Raw genomic sequence first — 20,009 nt, forward strand, 5'->3', positions numbered from 1 at the left:
TTGAAAGTAATGGTTGAAAGGCTGGTCATAAATGAATTCAAAGGCCATCGTCACTTAGAGATTATCGGCAGTCACTTGGTCAAAATTGACGGTGACAACGGAAAAGGAAAGTCAACGATCGCGGATTCGATTTCCTGGCTGTTTTACGGAACGGACGCGATGGGCAATAAGCTCGATCCTCTGCCCACCACATACACGGGAGCTGAAACATACGTGGAGGCACTCATTCATTTCGATCAAAAGCCTGCTTTGTTCCGGAGAACATTGGCCGGTGGCAAAACATCCTATCACCTGAACGAAGAGCCGATCAAGGCAAAACAATACGAGGAACACATCAAGAGTATTGGACCCAGGGAACAATTCCTCTCTCAATTCAATCCTATGTTTTTCACAGCACAGCATTGGGAGGAGCAGCGCAAGCAGCTTACCCAGTATGTCCAGGAACCAACGAATGGAGAGGTTCTGGCGGAGCTGTCTACCGTCGAAAAAGACATGCTTGAGCCGGAGCTGAAGAAGCGTGAACTGGATGCTATCGAGAAAATCGCGCGCGAGACGGCCAAGAAATCAGAAGCGGAAGGAACAGCATTACGCGCCCGCATCCGTACCTTACAGGAGCAAGGGGAAGCGGACAAGGCAACGATTGAATCTTGCCCTATCGCTTTCAATCAGATCGATGAGCGAATGGCAGACATTCGTGAAGAACTAACGCAAATGACAACCTCTGGTATCAAACAACGTCGGGTAGCTCTTCAGCGGGAGATCGATCGCAAAATGAACGATGGTCGCCAACTCAAGAGTGAGGCCGACTATCTGGCCACACAGCCTGTTCCAGATATGTGCCCAACATGCAAGCAGGGACTTCCACACTCTCACATCGAGAATGTGATGGCAGCCCAACAGGTAAAGATCAACGAAAAGAAAACGGCGATGCTGAACCTGAAAACGGAGATTCAAAAGCTTAAGGCAGAGTTGGACTTGCTGCCAGAGGACGAAGCAACCTTTGATCCAAAGCCCTTTCTGGACGAAATAGCGATGCTCGAGCGAGTAAAGGCCGCCGCCGCACGGATCACTGAAATGAACCAAAAAGTAAACGAAGCAGAAGAAGCAGCAAAGACGCAAAGCAAGGCATTCGCACATGCCAACTACATGATCAGCTGCGTAAAAAACTTCCGAGCAAAGCGTGCAGAGCTAATGGTGAAGAAAATCAATGATCTCTTTACCACAGTGTCGGTCCGCCTGTTTGATCATGTGAAATCGACAGATGATTACAAGCCAACGTTTGAGATAGAGCGCGGCGGTGTTCCGTTCAGGTTGCTGTCCCTATCTGAAAAGATGAAAGCAGGCTTGGAAGTAGCCACAGCTCTTATGAATCTGTCCGGTAATCACTTTCCAGTCTTCATCGATAACGCAGAAAGTGTTGTGGAGATCCCGAGGGTTCCATCACAAGTATTCATCTCTCGAGTTGTGCCTGGCCCTTTGAAAATCGAAACTACTGCTAAACAGGAGGCGAAGGCTTCATGAGTCAAAACGCTATCGCGCAGGTGGCTACAAATAATGTGGTCCCTGCTTTCACCAAGGAAGAGCGCGATACGCTAGTCAATACTATTGCGCGCGGTGCGACACCGCACGAACTTTCCTTGTTCATCAACATGTGCCAGTCAGCACAGCTAAATCCGTTTTTGAATCAGATTTATTTCATCAAGTACGGAGACAAAGCCAACATCCAGATCAGCGTGGAGGGCATCCAGGCGATTGCAAGGCGCCGTGAGGATTTCGCTGGCTTTACGGCAGAGGTTGTGAAAGAAAACGACCATTTCCAAGCTGATGTGATCAAGGCTGAAGTGGAGCACAAGGTCAGCGGATTTACTCGAGGAAAGACGGTCGGCGCGTACTGCATTGCTCATCGTAAAAACTTCCCTTCTGTATTGGTCCTGATCGGTAAAGAAGAAACGAAGGCGATGGAGACAGGTAACAACAAGAACATGTGGGCCAATTACTACGATGACATGATTCGCAAACATGCGATCAAGCGTGCGTTAAAGCTCCAGTTCGGCATCGAGATCGGCGAGGATGAGCAGCCGAGCGAGCCCACCTCCAGCATTCCGACGTACCAGCCAGACCAATCCAAACCAGTGATTGATATGACGCCGACGAAAACGATCGAGGTTGATGAAGGGAAGCATATTGATCCAGAAGTCGAGATGAAAAACGCGTGGGAAGAGATTCGACGGTTGAGCGAAACGCTGAGTTATTCCGAAGACGATCTGAAGGCATTCATTAAGGAGAAAACCGGAAAAATAGCTCGCCAGTTGAAGCTTACAGAGGTCGTTGGGCTGCGAAAAATCATGGAGCTGGAGATCGCTTCACAAACGGGTGGCGGGGACAACGATGGACAAGCTGATGAAGATGATTTCAACCTTTTTGACCAACCGTGAGGGGGAAACGGGATGAAGACACGGGGATTACAGCTGAAAGAAAAGCAGTTCCTGAAGCATTTATTGCCAAAGCTCCAACCGGACAACTGGTTGATCCGGAAGAAGTTGCCGACCGAATGGCATCTGGAGCATAAAGTGACGGGGAAGAAAAAGGTCGTTCCTCTCCGCTCCGCGTGACTGTGGGGGTGAGAAGCATGAAAGGTCAAGAATACGAGCTTCGATTCATGCGCTGGAAGGTCTCAAAAACCTTTCGGCGCAACGGTGAAGAATGGGCGGTGCTGAAAGGCAAGGGGAGAAGAAAGCTCCACATATGGGAAGTCCCCTTGACCTTTCTGGAGGTAGTGAGCCATCGACGAGTGTCATGAGAGGAGGCAGGGGATGGGCATATCAGAATACGGGACAACGGGGTTTTTTGTCCTCCCCCGTTCATCCTGGCGATCAAAAAGGGACAAACTGCTATTTTTCGACTTGGTCGAGCAGGCGAACTACAAAGATACGGCTGGATGTAAGCGGGGGCAGCTCATCACCTCTACACTCCAGTTGTCGAAGGATACAGGATGGACGGATAAGCAAATCAGGGGTTCATTGGATCATTTGAAGCTGCAGGGGCTCATCTCAATCGAGTCTTTCAAGGATCGTAAGAGGGGAATTCGGATAACTATCATGCATTACGACCAGTTCCAAAACCTCGATTTTTACACCAAAAAGGGCGAATTAAAGGACGAATTAAAGGGCGAATGCGAGGGCGAATTAGCACCTCCAGAAAAGCCAATAGCACCAAGGGTTCATGGCACATCAAAAGAGGATGAGGGCGAATTGAAGGGCGAATACAAGGGCGAATTTGAGGGCGACTCTTTAACTACAGTATTAACCACAGATAAACAACAAAAAGAATTAAAAGACTTATGTGAGCAGTTGGCAAGTTTGGAGCATGTTGAATCCTTTGTTGACTCGCAAATGCTCGTCAACCCCATATCCACTTTACCAAGAAAACTGTTCACTGAATACTTCAACACCATCCGCCTGACGAGAGCAACGGGACGGATCGCAACCAGCAAAGCCAAGAAGATATGGGACAAGATTTTGTCCTATTGGCAAAACAAAAAACTGGCAGATAATCAGGACGGTCGGGCAGCCATTATCCTATACGCCCTCAGTGTTCACATCATGCAGCATGACGATAAGCCGGAAGAATACACCTACGGAATTATCAGGAGAACGACAGAATACGAAGCACGTCAGAAGATGCTAAAGCTCAGGAATCAGGGAGGTGCAAGCCGTGAAGTCACTCCAACAGGTACTGACTCAGGACGGGCAGAGTATCACCAGAAGCGTAGAAGTTTCTAAGCCGCCTGCTAGGAAGTGCCCTCATTGCGGTACACATCTTGAACCGAAACGCTTAGAGATGTTTGGTCAAATCAGATGGGGCTCTGTTACCTGCCCGTGCGAAACAAAGGCAAGAGAGGCTCTTGAGGCGGAAAAGCAGCGACGTGACTGGCTAACCTTATGCCAAGAGTTTACGAGCCGGGACAAGCTTATCCCAAGAGCAACGCTTGGGAACTACAGCAGGCGCCCTGGGCGAGAGAATGCACTCAAGATAGCTCAGAACTTCGCGGATACATACAGCGAGTGGCAAAAAGAGCGTCCGGGTTTGGGAATATACATCAACGGAACAAATGGCCTTGGAAAGACCCACCTGCTCACCGGCATCTACAGGGACTTGATCGGGCAGAGAGCATCGGCAGTATTCATGACGACCTATCACATGTTCCAACGGTTCAGAGAGGTTACCAAAGTGGAGGATTACGAGTACGAGCGTCGGCTCCTGAAGGTCCTCTACACCTGCGATGTTTTACTCTTGGACGATGTGGGCGGGGAAGTACCGTATGACTCTCGTGCAGAGAAATTGCTGGACGTCATCAATGCGAGAAGCAAGAAGCGTCCCATCATCTACTCCAGCAACCTGACACCAGAAGGGTTGGAACACTGGATGGGTAATCAGGGCACGCGGATTGCAGATCGCATCTTGGAAAACTCGGTCACCGTTACGCTGAATGGAGAAAGCGAACGCGGCCTTATCAACGACAGACATCATGACTGGTTGGCTGGGAGGGTGAAGGGGCTTGGATAACATCGCGACAGAAACCGAGGCATTCAGCTCATCCCTGATGAGTATGCAGGCTGAACAGAGTGTAATCGGAGCGCTGCTTTTGAATCAAACCTACTTCCCGTTGGCATTCTCTATCTGCTTGCCAGAGGACATGTATTCCACTCAGCACCAGCACATTTTTAAGACGATGGTGACACTCAATCAAAAGGGACGGCCTATTGACCTTGTTACAGTTACATCGGAACTACAGGACGACAAGCTGTTGGAGGAAGTGGGGGGCGTCGCCTATTTGACAGAGATTGCGCGGTCAGTTCCCACTGCGGCCAACGTTGAACACTATGCCCGTATCGTTCGTGAGAAGGCAAACCTACGAAAACTTTATCTGGCTGCTCTTCGGCTGCCGAGGCTGATCGAGGAAGAGGTAGACCTGGCGGTTGCTGTGGAGACCTTGGAAAAGACGCTCCAAGAAGTAGCCGCGAGTTCCCAAAGCAAAGGGTTTCGTCCTACCAAGGATGTGCTGCTCAATGTCTACGAAAGCATCGAGCAAAACGCGAATAACGAACTGGGTGAAGTAACAGGTTTGCCAAGTGGGTTCCGAGACTTGGATCGGATAACAAGCGGCTTGCAAAGGTCTGATTTGATCATCGTTGCAGCTCGTCCTTCGGTAGGAAAAACAGCTTTTGCATTAAATGTCGCGCAGAAGGCAGCAGATGAAACAACAGATCCAATCGCTATTTTCTCCCTGGAAATGAGCGCGGAACAACTCCTGCAACGTATGATCTGCGCGGAAGGCAACATCGAGGCAGAACGATTAAGAACAGGCAAACTGCAGGCTGATGATTGGCTGAAACTTACAAACAGCATTGCCAGTTTATCCAAGAAACCGATCTTTATAGACGATACCCCAGGCATTACGGTAAGTGACATCAAAGCGAAGGCCATGCGCCTGATGAACGAACACGGTGGTAGGCTTGGAGCCATCCTGATTGATTACCTGCAGCTGGTACGCCTTAGGACCAGGACGGGCAACAGACAGGAAGAAGTCTCGGAAATCTCAAGGACTCTCAAGAGCATTGCTCGAGAACTGAACGTACCCATCATCGCATTGTCGCAATTGAGCCGGTCCGTCGAGCAGCGGCAAGACAAGAGACCGATGATGTCGGACATTCGAGAATCGGGCTCCATCGAGCAGGATGCGGACATCGTGGCATTCCTCTACCGGGATGATTATTACGACAGGGAGTCGGAGAACAAGAACGTGATCGAGGTCATTATCGCGAAACAACGTAACGGCCCAACTGGAACCGTCGAGCTGGCTTTCCTGAAGGAGTACAACAAGTTCGTTGATCTAACACGCCAGATGAGTATCAAGGATGTACACGGTGGCCAAGACGATGAGGAGGATGACGATGCTCCATGGCAGAGGAAATAAACGGACTGACTGAAGTCATCCCGGTCAAGGTGCCTATCCCAGCAAAATTGCTAGCAATAACAGACAGGAATAAACGATCTGCTGCTATGAAAGAGTGGTGGGCTGCATACGCAAAAAGGTACCCCGATTACAAAGCTGTACGAAAAGACAACCAGTTTGTTTACATGGTGAAACGAAAAGGAGGAGAGACATCTTGAGATTATTGCGAGAAATTTTATTGAGCAAATTACTGCGACTTGGAATAACAGAAGCATGCGGTAAGCCTGTGGAAGAGGCATCCCTGGCTGAGCTTCAGGATGAGTGGGCTCGATTTGAACGGAAGCGCAATGAACGGAGAGGCGCTTGATCCCATGATGAGTAGGTTGATTATCCCTCTGCTGATGGAAAAGAGACGCCGAAACAAAACGACAAAGCAGATGGAAAATATTTGGGTCGTGCCTACATGGAACCATCTTTACACGATCGTTCAAAATCGGCCAACGCTCGGTAAATGGGGGCAACTGTACAAAGAGCGGGTGTCGGAGGCTGCTGTGGATTGGGCAATGGATTACGATTGGGAGCCGGTAGTAGGCCGGAAAGTAATCCTCCGCGTTTGGATCTACTGGAACGACGCCAAGTCCAAGGACTGCCATAACACGGACAAAGCTTGGGCTGATGCTCTAGAAGGGATCATCTACGAAGATGACAGTCAGGCATTGATCCAGTATCAGGATTTTCAAATTGACCGGGTAAACCCGCGAATCGAAATAGAGCCGATTGCTGGCGGTCTGATCGAGAAGGACAAGCTCACACGAAAAAACAAGCCATCTAAAAATCAGTTAGTACTCGACATATAAAAACTGAGGGAGAGTGTGGAAGATGAGCTACATGGAATTTAAACCGCTGGTGAAGAAAGTAAACCTGAAACCAAAGGGTATCGTTGAGATTGTTTTGGAAACGAGCATTAGTGATCTGCAGGGCAAGATTGATCCGCTGAGCAGCATGATCGATCGCAGAGCGGAAGCGACGCTAGATTCGCTGGTTGTTAACTATAACGTTGCGATTAACACCCAAACCAATAAGCCTGTGATTGGATACAAAGTGGACGACACTGGAATTGTTCATGAAGTGAAACCAGAGGGAGAACAGCTTGAAGCGGAATTGGGTCTGCCGAAAGAGAAGATCCCGACAAAAGAGGAACAAGAAGAGGCAGAACGTACCGTCATCGATGATTTCATTCGCGAGGGATTTGCTCCACAATTTGATGATTTGCCTTATGACTTCCAGAATATCATTTCTCGGAAGCTGGCGGGTGAGACTTACATGAAAATTGCTTCTGAACTTGAAATGTCGAGTGGTAAGATCGTGGATCTTGTCGACCAGTACCGCAGCCGTGTCGCTCCGATGGCATTGAAATGGGACGAGTGGAGAAAGGGCAAGGATAAGTCAAAGGCAGCAAATGACAGCGAAGAAAAACCAGTCGCACAAGATGACGCACCAGCTACGGACAATGAGCAGGAACCGGCAGCACCTGCTGAAAATGGTGTATCTGATAGCCTCGAGTTTGCCATCTTTGATGACGAGGGCGAGGAGGTAGACGATTCCCTACCTGTGTTTGGAGAAACGTCGAAAGAATCTGGAGATTTGGACAGTGGTGAGAACGTGTCGGTAACTCCAGAGGCAGAGGGCACCATCGATAAAGAGGCAGTAGAGAACTTCATTCTGAGCGGACAAGCTCCAGTGTTCGAAGAGATCACATACGACTTCCCTGCATTGCTCTCCCGCCGACGCGGTGGCGAGACTTGGATCAAAATTGCTGCATCTATCAATATCTCTTCCACCAAGCTGCAAGCGGCGTGGTCGAAATACAAGAAGCTCGTAGCTGAACATATGGCGAAGCAAAACGGTGAGGAGCCAGGGGCAGCGTAATGCTGCTCCTCACCCCCAAAGAGAGGCGGGATTATATGACAGCCATAAAACCTAAATCGGATCACCCTTGGAAACGTGGATTTATCACTAGACAGGTCAACGAGCATATCAAGCAGTCGATCGTTAACCCGAAAGTGAACAATTGGAAAGTTGGCGGAGCAAGACAGCCTTGGAACGGGAGGGGGACGAATTGAAAACAACTTTTACCTCCCTGCATCTTTTCTGCGGAATTGGCGGGGGCGCGTTGGGATTTCAACAAGCGAAAGAGGAATGGCGTGGAGCGGTCGGACAAATCCAGACAGTCGCAGGCATTGATGCTGATCCAGACGGCTGCGCAGATTTTGAAAGAATCACAGGAGCCCCTGCATATCGAATGGATTTGTTCAGCAAGGAGCAATATCGCGCTTTTCATGGACAGGAGCCTCCAGATGATTGGCAGGAGGCCGGGCCAGATGATATTTGGAGGGCTGCAGGTGGTCGATCGCCTGACATGGTTTTTACAAGCCCGCCCTGCAAAGGGTTCAGCGGTCTGCTTCCGGAGAAATCAGCCAAAACATTGAAATACCAGGCGCTTAATCAGCTGACAGTCAGAGGATTACGCTTATGTCTGGAAGCATTCGAAGATGATTTGCCGGCCCTTTTCCTTTTGGAGAACGTCCCGCGAATTACCTCGAGAGGAGCCGTGCTGCTAAAAGAGATCAAGCAGCTTCTCAACAAGTATGGCTACGTTTGCCACGATGAAAGTCACAACTGTGGAGAAATCGGTGGTCTTGCTCAACATCGTCGCCGCTATCTTATGATCGCTCGTAATCCTCAGAAGCTTTCTAATTTCGTGTACAAACCGCCTTTCCGACGTGTTCGAGCGATCGGCGAAGTGATCGGGCCACTACCGTTACCGAATGACCCAGCAGGAGGGGCGATGCACAAGCTGCCAAATCTTCAATGGAAAACGTGGGTGAGGTTGGCTCTTATTCCGGCTGGGGGAGACTGGCGGGACCTCGAAAAAATTGATTGGAAGAACTACAGGATCGCCTATGAGCCGCGTAAAGGCGCGATGGGTGTTGGAGCATGGGATGAGCCAAGCGGAGCCGTTACAGGTGCCCCTGGCTTCGGGAGAAGTAACAGCATGCAGGCCATTTCGGATCCACGCTTGAAACTTGAGAGCATGTATCCAAGCGGTTATGGGGTGCAGGATTGGGAGAGTCACTCCCAGACCATTCGTTCAGCAGGACGAATAATGAATGCCCCTGTTTCTATCTCTGATCCGCGATTGAAAGAGAGAGGTAGTCGTCATCCAGGGGTTTACCGGGTTGAAAGTTATGACGAATCAGCATCCTGCGTCACGGGGACCCGATTTGGAAGCGGTGCACCTGCGATCAGCGATCCGCGAACAAAATTCAAAGACGGAACACACGGAGCAATTTATCGAGTCATGCGGTACAACGAAGCTGCTAACACGATCACTGGAGCTGCTCGCCCTAACAATGGCGCGCCTTGCATCGCAGACCCACGCCTTGGTGTGGAAAAGGGATACACGAACAAACGCCAGATTCTTGCCTGGGATGGCACGGCCAGTACGGTGACTGGTACACCTGACATTCAATCGGGAGCACAAAGCATAGCTGACCCTCGCCTTGGATGTGCGCCTCGATCAGGAACGCTGGGGGTACAGAGTTGGGACGAGCCTGCCAAGACTGTTATCGGCAGCGGTGATATTCATGCTGGAGCCGCAGCAGTAGCTGACCCACGCATTCCTGCTGATAACGAGAGGGGAACGTGGATCATCGTTGCGGAAGATGGCACATGGCACCGGCCTCTTACCACTTTTGAGTTGGCAATGCTGCAAGGTTTCCCTGAATTGTTGCATGATGGCACACCTTTTGAGCTGGTAGGTAGTAATGATGCCAGATGGAGGGAACGTATCGGGAATGCAGTGCCCCCAGCGGCTGCCAAGGCGATAGCAGAAACCATCTTACGATCGATGTTGGCAGAACAGGATGGGACATGGATGATGGCTGCGGAGGAAATTTGGGTGAAACCCGAGGAACAACAAGAACCAGCCCAATTGGTTCATTGAGGATAGCGTTGACCGTGTTCGCCGAATAGCTCCCGAACACCTTGATAGATCCGGATATGAAGGTCAGGGAACACAAAAGCAACCTCACCGGGATTTAGCGGCAGCCGGTCACCTTGCTCGATGGCAAAGGGGATTTCCATAGAGGTCAGTGCCTCCTTAAGGTAGCTGACCTCGTCCCAAGGGACTGCGTAATAAAATGATTTTTCCAATGTACTCAACTCCTTCTTTGTAAGTATGTCACGCGGAGTTGGGACAAAAAAAGGACTAGGAGGACGATGGAATATGTACTCAGCCGGGGTTAATGGAGCAGTCATTCTTGTTTGGACCGTTGTCGGGATTGGGATTGCAACTGTAGTTGGGCTGGGAGCACTTGTCTATCATTTGGTTGCTTAACAGAGCGGTAATTTGGTATCAAGGTGCTAGTTGAATTTCTGTAGTAAAGGGGCATGTATAGATAAGGGGTATTAGGAGGAGAAAAAACAAAAGAGGGGTTCATGACGCCCCTCCGTTGTCTCCACCGCTATGTAGTGGCCTACAGTTTCTTGTAAAAGAAGTATAAAACCATCCAGCACAGCGTAGTACCCACATATCCGAAATAGGCTGGTGACATCGTCAAGATGGCACTATACAGCCAAGTGAATGCCACCGGGCCGTACACACCTACAATGAACAGCAGATACTCAAGGTAAATCTTGGTAGTATTTCTCCAGTTTCCCATTTTCAACTTCCTCCAATAGTTAATATACAAGAGTAAGCATTCGCTTAGCTCAGGCGGGGAGAAGGCTGTCAGCCACTCCCCAGCATTAGAGGAAGTGAAGAGAAATTGGTACTACTAGATTCGCCCAGTGGATAATTTGTGACTTGTGAGGTCAACCATCAAGGAAGTTTCAATGGAAAACTGGCGGTTTACCCTACCAAAAGTAAACCCTTTTCGTTAACGGTCCGGTTTCATTTGATATAAAAATCGGTGAAAGTGATCAAAAATCTTTCAACATTTAACGTTTTTTCCATATAAAAGCACCCCCTTGACTATGTGGAATGGCCTCACGATTTTATTATATGCCCTTTAATTATCCAAAATCAAGAAACTTCATGTAATTACTCAGTTATGAGTGACAACATGGAGAAACATCCAACCATATTCTTATTCGAGTGGGAATTAGATAGTTTGACAAAACATTACTTTTGATAAGGAGTGAGATGGGATGGATCTGAAAGAGCTGTTCGACCGGGTTAACCATTAAATACCCGGATCTCACCAAAGAAGAGGTATCAGAGTTGATGAAGCTGAGCAAAACGCTTAGCGCTGAGTGCAGCAATGTACTCTATGACTGGGATAGAGAGTAATCGCAGATTAGATCGGCACGGATCGGATCGGTGCCTATGGGAGGGAACGAGATGAAAGCGGGTCGAGTAATCGGATTTAGGGCATGGGACCCAGATCGAAGCAAAATGATGTTTCCGATGGTTCTAAATTGGTGGCAAGACGAAGGGACACCAGCCTTTATGAGCGAGTTTGTTGATTGTGATGAACCGCATGAATGCACCTCCAAATACCTTTACGAAGTGGAGCTCATGCAATTCACGGGTCTCCGCGACAAGAACGGCAAGGAGATTTATGAGGGGGATATTGTTCGACTTAACGACTGCGGAGATATCTTTGACCACGTTGTGAGATGGATAGAAGAAGAGGCGTGCTTCGTATTTGATGCTGGAGATTGGTATGGACCAGGAGATATGGATTTCAAGAGGTGTGAAGTCATCGGCAACATTTATGAAAAGCCAGAGTCGCTGCTGGCTACTTAACAAAAGAGAAACTAGGTATTGTAAAGTAAGGCTATAGAAATCTAAGAAACTACGAAACACATTGGGAGGCATAAAGAATGAAACGAACGACATTTTGGGGACGAGATGAGAACGATGAACGTTTGGTTGAACAAATTATTGAGGGAAAGAAAACTGCTACCTGCACACCTAAACGTTGGTATGACGCCCTTCCAGAGGAAGCGACAGAGGTAGGAGAAATACTAGAGGTATTTAGTAAAAAGGGCGAGTACATGTGTACAATTGAAATAACAAAAAAATATGAAGTTCCATTTGGTCAAGTTGATGATGAAACAGTAAGGGGAGAATACTGTACATCCTATGAAGATTTTCGCAAGCATCATATATTTGCATGGGAAGATGATCTGAAACGGGACGGAGAAGAACTAAATGACCACACAATCATTGTTGTGGAGCACTTTCGACTAATCAAGTAATTAGTAGATAATAATTAACTTATTATTTCTGGAGTAAACGAATGGTGACTATCACTATCGCTTATATCTACTAATGAGATGAATGGTAATAAAAATTACAGCAAACGCGATTGCAAACCAAAGCATGAATCTAGCTTTTTGTTCCGCATCTAATAAAGTGATAGTGTACATGTTTACCTCCGTATAAAAATAAGACCCCCAGCCGGGAGCCCAAACATACATTTTCTTTCGCCAAGAAAATTATACCACGGGCATTCCACGAGGGGGAACGGAAGATGAGCGCACAATTAGATTTGTTCGTTACCGCTGAAGACAAAGAGAAAGCAAGACAATTATTGAAAGCCTACCCGTCAATGAAAGCTGCAGTGGAGATCTTTACGATTGAAAAATACTTCCCAGAGCAATATGACTTCACTGAAATAGATATGGCCAACATTGAGGGGAATGGCACACGTGGGGACATCGATGGACGTGGAACCCGAAGGGACGTGGTCGGCAATACAATCATCTTGCGCGAGGAGCGACCGCGTATGATCCGCGATTATGAACTGAAATGTAGGGCAATAGAGAGAGCGGTAGGAGCACTACAGGTAGAGGGAAGAGAGATCGTTCAGAAGTGCTACTTTGAACAAAAGCGTGACAAGCATATTTATGAGTTTGAACTGAGATTACCGAAAAGCACCTACGATTTTCATAAAAACCGAGCAATTGATACCATTGCATTTGTTCTGAAGGCGGCCCTAGTTATTTGAGCCGTCTTTTATTTTTCTACTAGATTATTAATCAATTTCATAGGAATAAAGCATTAATTTGATATAATATTGGATAGTAAAATTTGGGAGGATTGCGTGTGGGAAGCACAGCTCAACTAATATTCAATCTTATATTTGGGATAGCGATATTGGGTTTTGCATCAATAAAATTAGGTATTAGAAGGAATTATGTGTTATTGGTAATTGGGGCGATATCAGTGCCAATAGCATTGAATTATTTATTATTTTCGTGGAGTGCTCCAGGTGTAGTAGGGGATTCAAATTCATGGCTGGGTTTTTTAGCAAATTATTCGGGCGGCATCTTAGGCGGAATTGTTGCGTATATTGTTGCAAAAATACAGATTGATGCTCAAAAAATTGCTGATAAAAAGAAAGAGTATTTAGGGCAATTACCAACATTAGTGAAAGTACAGATAGAACTAGATAAATTTATTAACGCAATTGAAGATGTAAATATGAAAAAGTATCCAAAAGAAAAATTCGAAACTAATACACACTATCTTGCTCCGTATCTAAAAATGGATGATGCTAATTGGAGTGGACTCGAATTAATAGTAGATCCTAAGCTACTCTCTAATTTAGTTAGAATTAGAAATAAATATGCACTTTTTGTAGATGCGATATCATACGATTTAAACAAATCCTACGTACTTATTGAGGAAGCAAAAATTCAAAAACTAATGTTAGAAAAGAAAAAACTCGGACAAAGGTTAACTGACTTAGAAGAGTTAGATATAAGTAGATATAACGGAATATTCTATCGTAATTACTGGGAAAATATCCAAGCTAAACAGATGAAAGCTAGTTATTGGAATGAATTAACTGATGGAACATTAAAACAAATAATTGAAAATGGTTTGAGGGAAGTCAATCTTCTAATAAATGAGATAGAGAAAGATAAATAAATATCAAAAATTTATTGGGCGATAATAATACTGAATCTAGTCTTTCCCAGTACCTAAATTGGGTGTTCATCCTGTTATGATGAGATCATGAAAAAATGTGTACGAGCCACTTGAACATTCGAGTGGTTTTTCTATTTCGCCAATCCTGCTTAAAGTGTGCAGACGGACCATTAGCGGCAAGCAGGGAAAAATGCTTGTTGTTGGCCCTACAAGACCAGCTGCACTACCTCCTATGGCCTGTGACCGCAGCAGGCATAAGGATGGCTCGCAGCGGAGGCCCCTGTCGAAAGAAGTGGGGGGATTAGGAAAAAAGTAACAGGAAAATACCTCCTAATGTCGAAAAATACAAGAATAGAGGAGGGATACTATGAGTTGGAGAGAGCAATTCTACAACAGTGTTCGAAAAAAAGCGCTTGAAGACAGCCTTAGAACAAAAGAAGCAATTAACGATCTGGTATATTCAGAATTCACCAATTTTATGGAACCGATTCAGGATTTAGCTGAAATCTCAATGGATGGGGAAACGCACAAATATCGTGTCTATGACAAAATTTTAAAGGTTGAATATAAGGAAGAGAAAGTTTACTTTTCACAAATCAGTTTAACCTTAAATGGTAATGAGGGGGCGAAGGAGACATCAATTGCTGAATTTTTTCACAACGGAGTAATGTTCCTTAAGAAGGATGAAAGGTATGGACAGAATGGTGACTACATTAGCAAAGACACGATTGATAGTATTTTTAAGGAAGCATTCAATTTAGGAAGCGCATTAAGAATAAGGGACTAAGCACCCATAGGGTGCTTTTTTTCATGGAGGTGGGTGAGATGTAGTGAGGCAGTTAGTTAACACGGGGACGGGTGAAGTGTTCTATGAAGAACAGATTCTGCGTCGTCCAGACGAGATCGTCAAGGTATTTCGGCCAGTTGGCCGTAGTGTCAAATTTGTGAAAATCAAAGCCAGCCAAAAGGCAAAGCGACGGCTCAGGAAGCTGTCACTCGCTGAGGCTGGTTTTTTGTTGAAAATCGCACCTTATGCCGGCGAGGGTACCAACCTCCTGGTAGGCGATAATGAGCGTGGCAAGAAGGGCACTCCTCTTACAGTGAAGGACCTGGCCCGGATCGCCGATTGCTCGTATCAGCAGGCAAGGAAGATCGTGAAGGTGTTCATTGAGCAACGGGTGCTTCGGCGTACCAAGATGGAGGGCAGGACGGCTCTTGCTATCAACCCCTTGTACTCGCTCAACGGCAAATCAGCAGAAACCGCACTCCTGCAGCTTTTCAGACAGGAGATATCGGAGGCAGGCGATGACCCCAATTCTGATTAGGGGGTCGCCAGAAGCCAACAGGCTCCAAAGCCTTGCCGCTCTAAGTGTCATCCTGATTTGTCGCGGTGCTACAAAACGTATACATTTTCACCCGAATAGTAGTCGTTTTATATAACCGGAAATGTTACCACCAGCCCAACTGTCTCAAGGGATACAGCGAACTTGGGGCTGGCGATATTCTTTATTCTTACTTTATTGCCACGAAGGAGCTGAACAGCATGGACATACGGAAAATACCCGTCTCAATGATCAAGGCTGCTGAGTATAATCCAAGGGTCGATCTGCAACCTGGTGATCCCGAATATGAAAAGCTAAAGCGTTCCCTCGAGGAGTTTGGTTACGTTGAACCTCTTGTCTGGAATGAGCGTACCGGAAACCTCGTTGGTGGACATCAGCGGTTCAAAATCCTCTCCAACGAACAGTATGCTGCAGAGGTAGAGGTCTCAGTCGTTAATCTGGATGGCACCCGAGAAAAAGCGCTCAATCTGGCATTGAACAAAATCAGCGGTGATTGGGACGAAGAGATGCTTGCCCAACTACTTGCAGAACTGAGGGATGAACTGGATGTCGAGCTAACTGGATTCGATACGGACGAAGCCGACAAATTGATTGAACAGTTTACGTTCAAGAGCGATGCTGACACGGAATTCACCAACAAAGAGCTCGACCTGGATGATTTCGCTGAGGACAAATTTGATTGTCAGTGCCCGCGCTGCGGCTTCGTATTTAATCCCAAAGACCCTATCCCTGTTGAAGAAAGGCATGACGAAGATGAAGCGTGAATGGGATTGGTGCTTGGCTGATCTATCCAGTATTCCTAAGAATGGACGAAAGGTTTTCTCATGTTTCTCCTGCGGAGGAGGATCGACCATGGGGTACAAGTTGGCAGGATATGAAATGGTGGGAAATGTTGAAATCGACCCGCAAATGATGGCTCTCTACAAGCGGAATCATAAGCCTCGTTTCCCATTCGAGATACCGATACAGGACTTTAAGGAAATCCCAGATGATCAACTTCCAGCAGAACTGTTCGACCTTGATATCCTGGATGGCTCACCTCCATGCAGCGTTTTCTCAACAGCAGGCAAGCGTGAGAAGAAATGGGGGAAGGAGCATCACTTTAGGGAAGGGCAGGCCAAGCAAAAGCTTGATGATCTGTTTTTCGACTTTCTGGATGTCGTGGAGAAGCTTCGTCCACGGGTAGTCGTGGCAGAGAATGTAAGGGGAATGGTCATTGGCCTGGCAAAAGGCTATGTGGCTTTAGTTAAGAAAAAATTCGAGGAGTTGGGGTATAAAGCTCAGTTGTTTCTTCTCAACTCCGCGACGATGGGTGTGCCCCAAAAGAGGGAGCGCATCTTTTTTATTGCTCATCGGTGGGATCTGAAGCTTCCGAAGCTTGCCCTGCAATTTCAGGAACAGCCTGTGCTTTACAAGGAAATACGATCGGATAGGGGAAAGCCTCTTGATAAGAATGGAACAACTTTTAAACGGTGGCTCCAAAGACGTCCATCTGATTGTAGCTTCGGTGATATCACAGAGCGTGTGGAAGGCAAGGAAAGCAATTTTAATACGATCATCATTCACGACGAACGTGTACCAAATACTATCGCAAGCAATTCATGGTTCTTCCGGTATGATGAGCCGTATTTCATCAGTGCTACCGATATTATTCGAATACAGACCTTCCCTCGTGATTACGACTTCATGGGAGCTGACGTACAATACGTTTGTGGGATGTCAGTGCCACCTATGATGATGAAGAGAATAGCGATGCAGATATACCAGCAGTGGTTTGCAAAGCTGCCCATATAAACGCAAAAGGAGGACGCGCGAACGTCCTCCTAAGCACCCGGGTAACCCCGGCTGAGATAGCGATACCTGCGGCCGCAGTCATAGTCAACACTCGCTATCTCGTTTTCCATTTTACAGGAAAGCCGAGGGTGTCTCAATGAGAAAAGCAAACAAATGTTCTGATTTGGACGAGTTAGAGTTAATAGATAGCCACATTGATTCGAAAACAAAGTATCGAAAGATTGTACAGGCAGCTATCGCTCAATGGGTCAAGGATTACCAGAGTGGTACGATACAGGTAAACACTGTCAATGACCTGCGCATCTTAATCAATATGGATGCAGAGCTGCAGCGTGGTATTCTTACCAGTAACAAGATGAAGAGTAACCGAAAGAGGAAGTAAGGATGAAGCAGACCAAACCATTCTATAAGAGTGCAGCCTGGCAGAAATGTCGGGCTGTTGTTCTGTTAAGAGATCACTACTTATGTCAGCCATGTTTGAAGCGAGATCGCATTGTTCCTGCAGACTTGGTGCATCACATCAAACACCTCGAGGATGAACCTGATCTTGCTTTGGATCCTAACAATCTGGAGAGTGTGTGCAATTCCTGCCACAATAAGCTTCACCCTGAGAAGGGGAGTGGCAAGAAGGAAGAAGCAACGAGGTCTGGTTTGCGGGTGATCAGAGCAACAGCAAACGAGGAGGTCTGGTGATTTTGAAATGTCCACTATGCTTGTTTGACATTGAAGTCCTAGCAAAAGGAACAGCACATGATCATATTAAGCTTCATGGCTACTGTGGTAAGTGCGACGCAGTGATTGAAGTCGTTTGTCCTGAGTCCAGCGTTCCAGCAGATAGCCCCCCTACCCTCAAAGTTAGAAGGAGGATCTAAGGGGACCGGCGGGGGACCTTCGTTTACACCAAAAACAAATTTTCCATGTGAGGGGGGGTATCATGTATAAGCCGAAAAAGATCATCAAGGATCCCGAAGCAAAGAAAATGTTCAAGGTCGTTTCAGGTGAACTGGAGAAAGAGGGCAAGCTCAACGACAACACGATTATGATCGTGGATAACATGGTGCTGCTCGAACAGTTGAAGCAACAGCATTTTGCTGACATAAAAGAGCGCGGTGTAGTTGAGCTTTTTATCAATGGCTCTCAAGAAATGTTCCGAGAAAATAAGTCAGTAGACAAAATCCTGAAAATCGTGGAGCAGCAAAGAAAGCTGCAGGCGGAATTAAAATTGACGCCAGCCTCTGACAAGAAGGTATCCGGGACGGTGAACGACAATGGTGACGACTTCGAGGAGTTCTAATCTCCTAACCACTCAGTACGCCATTGGGGTTACATCTCACCTGATTGTTACCTCCAAAAAGGTTTTCCAAGCCTGCCAGCGGCACTTGAATGACCTGAAGAGACAAGGAGCAAAGGATTTTCCTTATATTTTCGATGAAGAAAAGGGATTTCGTCCTGTTCAGTTCATAGAGAAATTCTGTCGACCTTCACAAGGGGATTTCAGGCTGTTGATTCTCCAGCCTTGGCAGCACTTCATTGTGGGATCGCTATATGGCTGGATTCACAAGGATACTGGTCAACGTCGGTTCCGTGAATGCCTGATTTTTGTCGGCAGAAAGAACGGAAAGACCACATTGGTATCCGGGTTATCCCTCTATGGAGCATCAAAAGACGGAGAAAATGGGGCGCGAGTTTACCAGCTGGCGAACTCTATGAAGCAGGCAAGGCTGATCTTTGATGAGTGCAAGAGCATGGTGAATAAATCGAAGCTGCTGAATAAGCACTTCCGACCTTTGCTCCATGCGATTCATTTCGATAAGACGCTTTCTAAGATTGAGCCCCAAGCGTCCGACAGCGAAAGGTTGGACGGATTGAATTGTCACTTGGGGATCTTCGATGAAATCCATGAATACAAGGATTACAAGCTGATCAACGTCATCAAAAACAGCAGGTCTGCCCGCAAGCAGCCTTTGCTCATCTATATCACCACTGCCGGATATCAGTTGGACGGGCCACTTGTTGAATACTATGAGAAGGCAGCCAATGTTCTGGAGGGATCGAACCAGGATGAGCGTTCTTTCTATTACATCGCAGAGTTGGATGAAGAGGACGATCTGGATGATCCTCGCAACTGGATAAAGGCGAATCCCAATCTTGGTGTCTCCATTGATTTGGAGGAAATGATTGGGGACTGGCAAACAGCCAAGCAGATTCCCAAAGAACGGAGCGATTTCATCACCAAACGGTTCAATATTTTCGTCAAATCTGGCGAAGAATCGTTTCTAAGTTATGAAGTGATCAAACGAAATGACAAAGAAATCGACATCGCGCAATTGGAGGGAAAAGCCTGTATTGGTGGATTCGACTTGTCGGATTCAGAAGATTTCACCAGCGCCTGCTTGGAATTTCCGATTACGGAGACTGGCGAGGTTTTTGTCCTTTCTCACTCCTGGATCCCGGAAGCCAAGGTGTTCATGGACAACGAGAAAATCCCCTATCGGGAATATGAAGAGATGGGGCTGCTCACAATCATAAAGGGTGACTACGTCAAAAAAGAGTACATCTATGACTGGTTTGTGGAGCAGTCTAAACGATTCAACATTGAATTGATCACCTATGACCCAGCGAAAGCATTCGGCTTAGTAGAATCTCTGACTGCATATGGCTTCGCAACAGAGTTGGTGAGGCAGGGACACCTCACGCTTGGGCCGGCAATGGATGATGCCAAGGAGCGATTCTTGGATGGCAAAGTGATCTTTAATAATAACCGGCTCTTCCGTTGGTATTTAAACAACGTGAAGCTGGTTGATGATAGAAATCGGAACAAAATGCCTACGAAACAAGGTCGCTACCGTAAAATTGACGGGTTCGCGGCCTTTTTGAATGCACATACAGAGGTTTTGAAGGTCCTGGAGTCAGCAAAACCGACTGGTGATATTCAATTCGTATCCATCAATGAACTGCTAAGGAGGTGAGA

The 20,009-nt window shown here is 46.9% G+C and carries 25 protein-coding genes; 23 read left to right on the top strand and 2 right to left on the bottom strand.

Annotated features, from left to right (window positions below):
* The first annotated feature begins 9 nt into the window (after window positions 1–9).
* From ACLIN2_RS29645 to ACLIN2_RS29700, 12 genes are all read left to right on the top strand, one after another.
* Complete coding sequence (locus ACLIN2_RS29645) at window positions 10–1,521, top strand: AAA family ATPase (protein WP_411504617.1); 1,512 nt, start codon at window positions 10–12, stop codon at window positions 1,519–1,521.
* Window positions 1,518–2,435, top strand: coding sequence for a RecT family recombinase (locus ACLIN2_RS29650; protein WP_411502934.1), 918 nt, complete (start codon window positions 1,518–1,520; stop codon window positions 2,433–2,435). The genes ACLIN2_RS29645 and ACLIN2_RS29650 overlap by 4 nt, the downstream gene beginning before the upstream one ends.
* A 12-nt stretch (window positions 2,436–2,447) precedes the next feature.
* On the top strand, window positions 2,448–2,612 hold the full coding sequence (locus ACLIN2_RS29655) for a DUF6906 family protein (RefSeq protein ID WP_411502935.1): 165 nt from the start codon (window positions 2,448–2,450) through the stop codon (window positions 2,610–2,612).
* A gap of 201 nt (window positions 2,613–2,813) precedes the next feature.
* Window positions 2,814–3,782 (top strand): hypothetical protein, encoded by a 969-nt coding sequence (locus tag ACLIN2_RS29660; protein WP_411502936.1) that lies wholly within the window; start codon window positions 2,814–2,816, stop codon window positions 3,780–3,782.
* Window positions 3,783–3,840: 58 nt separating this feature from the next.
* The gene (locus tag ACLIN2_RS29665) at window positions 3,841–4,566 is read left to right on the top strand and encodes an ATP-binding protein (RefSeq protein WP_411502937.1); all 726 of its coding nucleotides are present in this window, start codon (window positions 3,841–3,843) and stop codon (window positions 4,564–4,566) included.
* A gap of 37 nt (window positions 4,567–4,603) precedes the next feature.
* A complete protein-coding gene (gene dnaB, locus ACLIN2_RS29670) occupies window positions 4,604–5,977 on the top strand; it encodes a replicative DNA helicase (RefSeq protein WP_411504618.1) in 1,374 nt (457 codons plus the stop codon).
* The gene (locus tag ACLIN2_RS29675; RefSeq protein WP_411502938.1) at window positions 5,962–6,174 is read left to right on the top strand and encodes a hypothetical protein; all 213 of its coding nucleotides are present in this window, start codon (window positions 5,962–5,964) and stop codon (window positions 6,172–6,174) included. Before dnaB ends, ACLIN2_RS29675 begins: the two co-directional genes overlap by 16 nt.
* Window positions 6,171–6,323: a hypothetical protein gene (locus tag ACLIN2_RS29680; RefSeq protein WP_411502939.1), complete on the top strand. Its 153-nt coding sequence runs from the start codon at window positions 6,171–6,173 to the stop codon at window positions 6,321–6,323. Before ACLIN2_RS29675 ends, ACLIN2_RS29680 begins: the two co-directional genes overlap by 4 nt.
* A 7-nt stretch (window positions 6,324–6,330) precedes the next feature.
* A complete protein-coding gene (locus ACLIN2_RS29685; RefSeq protein WP_122922087.1) occupies window positions 6,331–6,813 on the top strand; it encodes a RusA family crossover junction endodeoxyribonuclease in 483 nt (160 codons plus the stop codon).
* A 22-nt stretch (window positions 6,814–6,835) separates the two neighbouring features.
* Window positions 6,836–7,885, top strand: coding sequence for a hypothetical protein (locus tag ACLIN2_RS29690; RefSeq protein ID WP_411502940.1), 1,050 nt, complete (start codon window positions 6,836–6,838; stop codon window positions 7,883–7,885).
* A gap of 35 nt (window positions 7,886–7,920) precedes the next feature.
* Window positions 7,921–8,079: a hypothetical protein gene (locus tag ACLIN2_RS29695; protein WP_411502941.1), complete on the top strand. Its 159-nt coding sequence runs from the start codon at window positions 7,921–7,923 to the stop codon at window positions 8,077–8,079.
* Window positions 8,076–9,962 (top strand): DNA cytosine methyltransferase, encoded by a 1,887-nt coding sequence (locus ACLIN2_RS29700; protein WP_411502942.1) that lies wholly within the window; start codon window positions 8,076–8,078, stop codon window positions 9,960–9,962. Before ACLIN2_RS29695 ends, ACLIN2_RS29700 begins: the two co-directional genes overlap by 4 nt.
* Here ACLIN2_RS29700 and ACLIN2_RS29705 read toward each other — a convergent pair.
* Window positions 9,956–10,171 carry a hypothetical protein gene (locus ACLIN2_RS29705; protein WP_411502943.1) on the bottom strand — a complete coding sequence of 72 codons (216 nt, stop codon included), beginning with the start codon at window positions 10,169–10,171 and terminating at the stop codon, window positions 9,956–9,958. The genes ACLIN2_RS29700 and ACLIN2_RS29705 overlap by 7 nt on opposite strands.
* Window positions 10,172–10,494: 323 nt before the next feature.
* Window positions 10,495–10,680: a hypothetical protein gene (locus ACLIN2_RS29710; RefSeq protein ID WP_411502944.1), complete on the bottom strand. Its 186-nt coding sequence runs from the start codon at window positions 10,678–10,680 to the stop codon at window positions 10,495–10,497.
* Between the two features lie 680 nt (window positions 10,681–11,360).
* Between ACLIN2_RS29710 and ACLIN2_RS29715 the strand changes: the two genes are divergently transcribed.
* The 11 genes from ACLIN2_RS29715 to ACLIN2_RS29765 all read left to right on the top strand — a co-directional run bounded on the left by ACLIN2_RS29715 (window position 11,361) and on the right by ACLIN2_RS29765 (window position 20,007).
* A complete protein-coding gene (locus ACLIN2_RS29715) occupies window positions 11,361–11,768 on the top strand; it encodes a YopX family protein (protein WP_411502945.1) in 408 nt (135 codons plus the stop codon).
* A gap of 77 nt (window positions 11,769–11,845) precedes the next feature.
* Complete coding sequence (locus tag ACLIN2_RS29720) at window positions 11,846–12,223, top strand: ASCH domain-containing protein (protein ID WP_411502946.1); 378 nt, start codon at window positions 11,846–11,848, stop codon at window positions 12,221–12,223.
* A 275-nt stretch (window positions 12,224–12,498) separates the two neighbouring features.
* Window positions 12,499–12,975 carry a hypothetical protein gene (locus ACLIN2_RS29725; protein ID WP_411502947.1) on the top strand — a complete coding sequence of 159 codons (477 nt, stop codon included), beginning with the start codon at window positions 12,499–12,501 and terminating at the stop codon, window positions 12,973–12,975.
* 98 nt (window positions 12,976–13,073) lie between these two features.
* A complete protein-coding gene (locus ACLIN2_RS29730; RefSeq protein WP_411502948.1) occupies window positions 13,074–13,901 on the top strand; it encodes a hypothetical protein in 828 nt (275 codons plus the stop codon).
* A gap of 367 nt (window positions 13,902–14,268) precedes the next feature.
* Complete coding sequence (locus ACLIN2_RS29735; protein WP_411502949.1) at window positions 14,269–14,688, top strand: hypothetical protein; 420 nt, start codon at window positions 14,269–14,271, stop codon at window positions 14,686–14,688.
* 43 nt (window positions 14,689–14,731) lie between these two features.
* On the top strand, window positions 14,732–15,226 hold the full coding sequence (locus ACLIN2_RS29740; RefSeq protein WP_411502950.1) for a hypothetical protein: 495 nt from the start codon (window positions 14,732–14,734) through the stop codon (window positions 15,224–15,226).
* 218 nt (window positions 15,227–15,444) lie between these two features.
* Entirely contained in the window at window positions 15,445–16,008 is a 564-nt protein-coding gene (locus ACLIN2_RS29745) for a ParB N-terminal domain-containing protein (RefSeq protein ID WP_411502951.1), read from the top strand.
* Window positions 15,998–17,038 carry a DNA cytosine methyltransferase gene (locus ACLIN2_RS29750; RefSeq protein WP_411504619.1) on the top strand — a complete coding sequence of 347 codons (1,041 nt, stop codon included), beginning with the start codon at window positions 15,998–16,000 and terminating at the stop codon, window positions 17,036–17,038. Before ACLIN2_RS29745 ends, ACLIN2_RS29750 begins: the two co-directional genes overlap by 11 nt.
* Before the next feature lie 384 nt (window positions 17,039–17,422).
* Entirely contained in the window at window positions 17,423–17,731 is a 309-nt protein-coding gene (locus tag ACLIN2_RS29755) for an HNH endonuclease (RefSeq protein WP_411502952.1), read from the top strand.
* A gap of 241 nt (window positions 17,732–17,972) precedes the next feature.
* The gene (locus tag ACLIN2_RS29760; protein WP_411502953.1) at window positions 17,973–18,332 is read left to right on the top strand and encodes a P27 family phage terminase small subunit; all 360 of its coding nucleotides are present in this window, start codon (window positions 17,973–17,975) and stop codon (window positions 18,330–18,332) included.
* The gene (locus ACLIN2_RS29765) at window positions 18,307–20,007 is read left to right on the top strand and encodes a terminase large subunit (protein ID WP_411502954.1); all 1,701 of its coding nucleotides are present in this window, start codon (window positions 18,307–18,309) and stop codon (window positions 20,005–20,007) included. The genes ACLIN2_RS29760 and ACLIN2_RS29765 overlap by 26 nt, the downstream gene beginning before the upstream one ends.
* Window positions 20,008–20,009 lie beyond the last annotated feature (2 nt).

Source organism: Brevibacillus centrosporus (assembly GCF_046622605.1).
GTDB lineage: Bacteria > Bacillota > Bacilli > Brevibacillales > Brevibacillaceae > Brevibacillus > Brevibacillus centrosporus.

Bases quoted from the DNA above. Each gene is read 5' to 3' on its own strand.
- ACLIN2_RS29755 (WP_411502952.1), top strand. From the start codon at position 17,423: ATGAAGCAGACCAAACCATTCTATAAGAGTGCAGCCTGGCAGAAATGT.
- ACLIN2_RS29715 (WP_411502945.1), top strand. From the start codon at position 11,361: ATGAAAGCGGGTCGAGTAATCGGATTTAGGGCATGGGACCCAGATCGA.
- ACLIN2_RS29685 (WP_122922087.1), top strand. From the start codon at position 6,331: ATGAGTAGGTTGATTATCCCTCTGCTGATGGAAAAGAGACGCCGAAAC.
- ACLIN2_RS29695 (WP_411502941.1), top strand. From the start codon at position 7,921: ATGACAGCCATAAAACCTAAATCGGATCACCCTTGGAAACGTGGATTT.
- ACLIN2_RS29745 (WP_411502951.1), top strand. From the start codon at position 15,445: ATGGACATACGGAAAATACCCGTCTCAATGATCAAGGCTGCTGAGTAT.
- dnaB (WP_411504618.1), top strand. From the start codon at position 4,604: ATGAGTATGCAGGCTGAACAGAGTGTAATCGGAGCGCTGCTTTTGAAT.
- ACLIN2_RS29645 (WP_411504617.1), top strand. From the start codon at position 10: ATGGTTGAAAGGCTGGTCATAAATGAATTCAAAGGCCATCGTCACTTA.
- ACLIN2_RS29735 (WP_411502949.1), top strand. From the start codon at position 14,269: ATGAGTTGGAGAGAGCAATTCTACAACAGTGTTCGAAAAAAAGCGCTT.
- ACLIN2_RS29760 (WP_411502953.1), top strand. From the start codon at position 17,973: ATGTATAAGCCGAAAAAGATCATCAAGGATCCCGAAGCAAAGAAAATG.
- ACLIN2_RS29690 (WP_411502940.1), top strand. From the start codon at position 6,836: ATGAGCTACATGGAATTTAAACCGCTGGTGAAGAAAGTAAACCTGAAA.
- ACLIN2_RS29675 (WP_411502938.1), top strand. From the start codon at position 5,962: ATGGCAGAGGAAATAAACGGACTGACTGAAGTCATCCCGGTCAAGGTG.
- ACLIN2_RS29665 (WP_411502937.1), top strand. From the start codon at position 3,841: ATGTTTGGTCAAATCAGATGGGGCTCTGTTACCTGCCCGTGCGAAACA.
- ACLIN2_RS29750 (WP_411504619.1), top strand. From the start codon at position 15,998: ATGAAGCGTGAATGGGATTGGTGCTTGGCTGATCTATCCAGTATTCCT.
- ACLIN2_RS29660 (WP_411502936.1), top strand. From the start codon at position 2,814: ATGGGCATATCAGAATACGGGACAACGGGGTTTTTTGTCCTCCCCCGT.
- ACLIN2_RS29765 (WP_411502954.1), top strand. From the start codon at position 18,307: ATGGTGACGACTTCGAGGAGTTCTAATCTCCTAACCACTCAGTACGCC.
- ACLIN2_RS29720 (WP_411502946.1), top strand. From the start codon at position 11,846: ATGAAACGAACGACATTTTGGGGACGAGATGAGAACGATGAACGTTTG.
- ACLIN2_RS29725 (WP_411502947.1), top strand. From the start codon at position 12,499: ATGAGCGCACAATTAGATTTGTTCGTTACCGCTGAAGACAAAGAGAAA.
- ACLIN2_RS29655 (WP_411502935.1), top strand. From the start codon at position 2,448: ATGAAGACACGGGGATTACAGCTGAAAGAAAAGCAGTTCCTGAAGCAT.
- ACLIN2_RS29650 (WP_411502934.1), top strand. From the start codon at position 1,518: ATGAGTCAAAACGCTATCGCGCAGGTGGCTACAAATAATGTGGTCCCT.
- ACLIN2_RS29710 (WP_411502944.1), bottom strand. From the start codon at position 10,680: ATGGGAAACTGGAGAAATACTACCAAGATTTACCTTGAGTATCTGCTG.